7 protein-coding genes and 1 tRNA gene are annotated in these 5,246 nt (G+C 70.7%); all 8 read left to right on the top strand.

From position 1 onward, the window contains the following. The coding region (gene lnt / locus M3N57_04820) for an apolipoprotein N-acyltransferase (GenBank protein ID MDP9022021.1) at positions 1–1,010 on the top strand (1,010 nt) is incomplete at its 5' end. Next, positions 1,007–1,768: a polyprenol monophosphomannose synthase gene (locus M3N57_04815; GenBank protein MDP9022020.1), complete on the top strand. Its 762-nt coding sequence runs from the start codon at positions 1,007–1,009 to the stop codon at positions 1,766–1,768. The genes lnt and M3N57_04815, both read left to right, overlap by 4 nt. Before the next feature lie 29 nt (positions 1,769–1,797). Then, positions 1,798–1,870: transfer RNA gene (locus tag M3N57_04810), tRNA-Glu, on the top strand. 177 nt (positions 1,871–2,047) lie between these two features. Beyond that, a complete protein-coding gene (locus tag M3N57_04805) occupies positions 2,048–2,524 on the top strand; it encodes a hypothetical protein (protein MDP9022019.1) in 477 nt (158 codons plus the stop codon). Then, the gene (locus tag M3N57_04800; GenBank protein MDP9022018.1) at positions 2,521–3,306 is read left to right on the top strand and encodes a histidinol-phosphatase; all 786 of its coding nucleotides are present in this window, start codon (positions 2,521–2,523) and stop codon (positions 3,304–3,306) included. Before M3N57_04805 ends, M3N57_04800 begins: the two co-directional genes overlap by 4 nt. Before the next feature lie 38 nt (positions 3,307–3,344). Further along, positions 3,345–4,445, top strand: a complete 1,101-nt coding sequence (locus M3N57_04795) for a PD-(D/E)XK nuclease family protein (GenBank protein ID MDP9022017.1) — start codon at positions 3,345–3,347, stop codon at positions 4,443–4,445. A 45-nt stretch (positions 4,446–4,490) separates the two neighbouring features. Further along, the gene (locus tag M3N57_04790) at positions 4,491–4,931 is read left to right on the top strand and encodes an SRPBCC family protein (protein ID MDP9022016.1); all 441 of its coding nucleotides are present in this window, start codon (positions 4,491–4,493) and stop codon (positions 4,929–4,931) included. A gap of 91 nt (positions 4,932–5,022) precedes the next feature. After that, positions 5,023–5,246, top strand: a 224-nt coding sequence (locus tag M3N57_04785) for a hypothetical protein (protein MDP9022015.1), incomplete at its 3' end; no start/stop codon positions are given.

The following is a 5,246-nucleotide window of genomic DNA, read 5'->3' as shown; positions in this document are numbered from 1 at the left end:
CCCGGGCGCACCCGCACCGGGCGCTCCGCCTGCCCGGTGTCGCAGCCGCCGTTGCGGCGGTCGCGTTCGGCGCCGTGGCGGCTCCCCCGGCGCCCGCCTCCACGGGGCGCACCGTCGACGTCCTGGCCGTGCAGGGCAACGATCTGCAACGACCGAGCGCCGACGCCCGCGCGGATGACCTGGCCATCGCTGAGCGGATGCTGAGCGAGACCCGTCGGTCGGTGCGTGCGGCGGGGCGGCCTGATCTCACCGTGTGGCCGGAGAGCAGCATCGACCGCGACCCGTTCCGGGAGTCGGGCGCTGACCTGCTGCCGTTCGTCGAGGACGCCGCCGCTGCGGTCGGCGGCCAGCTGCTGTTCGGGACGAACCTGGACGGTCCGCGGCCGGCGACCTTCTACAACGCCGTGGCGCTGGTCGACCGCGGCGCGGTCGTCGTCGACCGCTACGTGAAACGGCGTTACGTGCCGTTCGGCGAGTACGTCCCTCTGCGGCCGATCCTGGGGGCGCTGCCACCGTTGCGGCAGGTGCCACGCGACGGGGTCGCAGGGAACGGACCGCACACCATCCGCGCCGACGCCACCGGGGTCGCCGTCGCCGTCTGCTTCGAGACCCTGTTCGCGGATCTCGTCCGCAGCAACATCCGGGCTGCCGACGCGGGACTTCTGGTTGCCGTGACCAACGACGCGTCGTTCGGGCGCAGCGCCCAGAGCGCCCAGCACATCGCCCAGACGCAGCTGCGGGCCGTGGAGACCGGACGGTGGGCCGTGCACGCGGCCCTGTCCGGGGGATCGGCGCTGGTCGACCCGGACGGACGGGTCCGGGTTCGGACCGGGCTGTTCGAGCGTGCCACCATCCGCGCCGACGTTCCCGTCATCACCGCCGAGACCCCGTTCCTCCGCGTCGGGGATGTGGTGGGGACCACCGCCCGGTGGTCGGGGCTCGTCTTCCTGGCGTACCAGCTCCTCGAACGCAGGCGCCGCCGGGCCCGACTCCTCCAGGACGCCGCATGAGATCACCACCAGGTCGCGCGCTCGTCGTGACGCCGACCTACAACGAGCGAGACACCGTCGCGGATCTCGTGCGCCGCGCCCTGACGGCGGCCGACGTCGACGTGCTCATCGTGGACGACGCGTCGCCGGATGGCACCGGCACCATCGCCGACGAACTGGCAGCCGCCCACCCTCGGGTGCACGTCCTGCACCGCGCCGCCAAGCACGGCCTGGGTTCCGCGTACCGGACGGGGTTCCGATGGGGGATGCAGCAGCGCTTCGACGTCTTCGTCGAGATGGACGCCGACCTCTCGCACGATCCGGGTCAGCTACCACAGCTGCTAGAGGCGACCCGGACGTCGGACGTCGTGGTCGGCAGTCGCTACGTCCGCGGCGGCCACACCCGTAACTGGCCGTGGTACCGCCGGCTGTTGTCGTGGGGCGGGAACCTGTACGTCCAGCTCGTGACGGGGATCCCCGTCCGCGACGCCACGAGCGGGTACCGCGCCTTCCGGCGTGAGGTCCTGGCCGAGCTCGAGGTCGAGTCGCTACGTTCGGACGGGTACTCGTTCCAGGTCGAGACGGTGTTGCGCGCGTGGCGGGCCGGGTTCGTCGTGACGGAGATCCCGATCACGTTCGTGGAGCGTCGAACGGGGAGTAGCAAGATCAGCCGGGCCATCGTCGTGGAAGCGGTGTGGCGCGTGCTGCGTTGGGGTCTGCAAGGGCCGCGCAACGCCGCGGACCGCCACCCACGGTCGGTCCGCAGCCCCGTCGGCTGATACCGTCGCGCGGACCCCGCGTCAGGTACGCCCCCATCGTCCAGCGGTCCAGGATCCCACCCTTTCAAGGTGGTGACACGGGTTCGAATCCCGTTGGGGGTACTTCAGCGACGAGCCCCTGACGTCCCTGGCCTGTGGGCGCGGGAGTCGGTCGGTCCCTTCGCGCAGGTCGAGGCGCCGGCGACGCTCGTCACCGTCCACCACAGTGGCACACGACGGCGTCATCGGTCGTCGCGGGTACGCTGGCTCACCGCAACGCACGCTCCAGGAGTAGGCGAGTTGGCCAAGAGCAAGACGAACCTCGAGGTCGTCATCCCCGTCGAGCGGCAGAAGGCCGCCCAGGCGGCGGGGGCGTTCGAGCTGTCTGACCTTCCGGGGCGACTCGCGGAACCGTCCGCGGCCGTCCGACTGGGCAAGACCGCCAAACAGGACAAGCCCCTGAAAGGCGTGCGTTCGCTGAGCAGCCTCACCAAGCTCCGCCCTGGGCAGGTGCTGGTCAACTACGGCAAGTCCGAGGCGCGTTGGGCGTCGACCTACCAGAAGCGGCGCGCCGGGAACGCCTCGTTCATGGAGCTGCTGTCCTACGCCCGCCAGATCGTTGGCCTGAAGGACGACGGCGAGACCGTCGTATGTCTGATGGGCCACGCCGGACAGGGACCGTGCATCCCGCTGTGGGTGCTGCAGGAAGAGGTCACCCTCACGGTCCAACCCAACGACATCGTGATGCGCTTCGACGATCTGTCGTTCGACTGGTGAGGGTCGAGGGCGCCCGCTTGCAGCGGGCGCTGCGGATGGCCCACGAGCTCGCAGACCTGGCCGACGCCGTCACGCTCCCCGCCTTCGGTCGCGGGGGCACCGCCGAACGCAAGGCCGACGGCACCCCGGTGACCGCCGCCGACCGCGAGGCAGAACGGGTCATGCGTCGCGCGCTGGCCGAACGTTGCCCCAACGACGCCGTGCTGGGTGAGGAGGACGGCCTGCACGGCCCCGAGGGTGCGCCCACCTGGGTGCTGGACCCCATCGACGGGACCCAGAACTTCGTGCGGGGCATCCCCGTGTTCGCGACCCTGATCGCGCTCGCCGTCGACGGTCGGCCGGTGGTCGGCGTGATCTCCGCGCCGGCGCTCGGGAGCCGCTGGGATGCGACCGCGGGTGGCCCTGCCCGCCACGACGGTGCCGAGGTCCGCGTCAGCGCCGTCGACGACGTCGCCGACGCCACCGTGTCCTTCGGGGGGCTGAGGTACTTCGACCGTGACGTCGGCCTCGACGTCGTGGCACGGTTCACGACAGGCACGGCTCGCCAACGCGGGTTCGGTGACTTCTGGCAGCACTGTCTGGTGGCCACCGGAGCGATCGACCTGGCGGTCGAGGCGGAGGTCAGCCGCTGGGACCTCGCCGCACCGAAGGTGATCGTCGAGGCCGCCGGGGGACGCCTGACCTCTCTCGGCGGCGACGACACCGACTCGGGGGGCAGCGCGCTCACGTCGAACGGGCGCCTGCACGACGCAGCGCTGCGGATCGTGGCTGGGGACGCCTGACCCGCCGCGTCACACCCGGCGGCTACAGTCCCGCCGTCATGGCGATCACCGATGGGATCCAGCGCGACGGGCGGGCAGGGCGGTCCGCGGAACCGTTCGGCCACGCCCCGACGGACCAGGCCTCGACGGACCAGGCCTCGACGGACCAGGCCTCGACGGACCAGGCCCCGACGGACCAGGCCCCGACGGACCAGACAACCGACGACGGGGCGGGGACGTACGGTGAGCTGGAGCCCTCGTCGCCGCCGCTGATCGGGGCGGACGGGCGCGTGCGTCTGTCGTTCTCACGGATCGACAACTACCGGACCTGCCCGGCGCGGTTCCGGTACGCCTACCTCGACGGACTCCCGGGAGAACCCAGCCCCCACCTGTCGTTCGGGAGCTCGGTGCACGCCGCGCTCGAGCGCTTCTACGACCAGAAGCTGCCGCGGTGCCCGACCGAGGACGAGGTGCTGGGCTACCTCTACGAGGGCTGGGACAGCTCCGGGTTCGACGGGATGACCCGCGAGGAGCAGCTGACCTGGTACCGCCACGCCCAAGCGGTGTTGCGTCGCTTCCATCGCCGCGAGGCGCCCCGCTACCGGCTCCCCGCCGACGTGGAGAAGTGGTTCGAGGTGCCGTTCGGAGAGCGAGCGCTGGTCGTGGGCTGCATCGACCGGGTCGACGTCCGCGACGACGGGTCGCTGGAGGTCGTCGACTACAAGACGAACAAGAAGGTCAAGGACCGCGACCACGTCCGCACATCGCTGCAGCTGGCGATCTACGCCTTGGCGTGCGAGCACCTGTACGGCCAGCTCCCGGCCTGCGTGACCCTCGACTTCGTCGTGGTAGGGGTGCGCGTGCAGGTCCCGATCGTCGAGATCGACCTCGAGGCGGCACGGCGCGCCGTCGACGAGGTCGCCGACGCCGTCCTCGCAGGGGAGTACGACCCGACACCGAGTTCTGCCTGCCGCTGGTGCGATTTCCGGACGCTGTGCCCGGCGTGGGACGGCGACGGCCCCGACGTGCTGGGCCCGGCCGTTCAGGAGCTGAACACGCTGCGGCGGCGGGTGCGGCGCGACGTGCGGACGCTGCGTGAGTTGGAGGCCGGAGTCGAGCGGCTCACCGTCGAACTGGCCGAACGGATCCGCGAACCCTGACGGGCGGTGGCTACGCTCACGGAGTCCAGCGGTAGGAGTGCTGACATGGCTGACCGCGCCAGCGACGACATCGAGGTTCACGCCGCGCCAGAGACGATCATGGGGGTCATCACCGATTACGAGTCGTACCCGGAGTGGGCCAGCAACGTCCGCGACGTGGAGATCCGCGAGACCGACGATCAGGGGCGCGGCAAGCACGTCTGGTACCGCGTCGACGCCAAGGTGGCCGAGGTCGAGTACGTCCTCGATTACACGTACCACGACGAGCACCGGTTGACGTGGTCCCTGCTCGAGGCCGAACAACTACGTCAGCTCAACGGTGAGTACCGCCTCGAACCCCTGGACGACGCCGTCCGTGTCGACTACTCGCTCGAGGTGGACCTCGTGATCCCGGTCCCGGGTTTCATGAAGAAGCGGGCCGCGAAGATGATCCTCGAGACCAGCCTCAACGAGCTCAAGCGTCGCGCCGAGGAGCTCGGCTCCTGAACCGTCACTCACTGGCCGAACCGGCCTGGCCGTCACCGACAGGGACCTGACCACGGGGGTAGCGTCACGACCCACGGACGGGGGGACCAACGTGCCACGGGTCGGACGCAACGAGGTCGAGGCTGTCTACTTCACGCTGCTGCGGGCCCAGGAGGAGTTGGCTGAACTGGGCCGGTACGCGGAGTACCTGCAGGCGGAGCAGAGGCGCTTGCAGCGCTTCGTCGCCGAGGGTGATGCGCTGGAGGCGCATGTCGATCCGCGCCTTCGACGTGTGATCGCGCACACCGACGCGCCGCTGACGAAGGCGATCCGGAC

It is taken from the genome of Actinomycetota bacterium (assembly GCA_030776725.1).
Taxonomy (GTDB): Bacteria; Actinomycetota; Nitriliruptoria; order Nitriliruptorales; family JAHWKO01; genus JAHWKW01.
The sequence above is the reverse complement of the archived record's forward strand: the minus strand, read 5'-3'. Positions and strand labels throughout refer to the sequence as shown.

Bases quoted from the DNA above. Each gene is read 5' to 3' on its own strand.
- M3N57_04815 (MDP9022020.1), top strand. From the start codon at position 1,007: ATGAGATCACCACCAGGTCGCGCGCTCGTCGTGACGCCGACCTACAAC.
- M3N57_04790 (MDP9022016.1), top strand. From the start codon at position 4,491: ATGGCTGACCGCGCCAGCGACGACATCGAGGTTCACGCCGCGCCAGAG.
- M3N57_04795 (MDP9022017.1), top strand. From the start codon at position 3,345: ATGGCGATCACCGATGGGATCCAGCGCGACGGGCGGGCAGGGCGGTCC.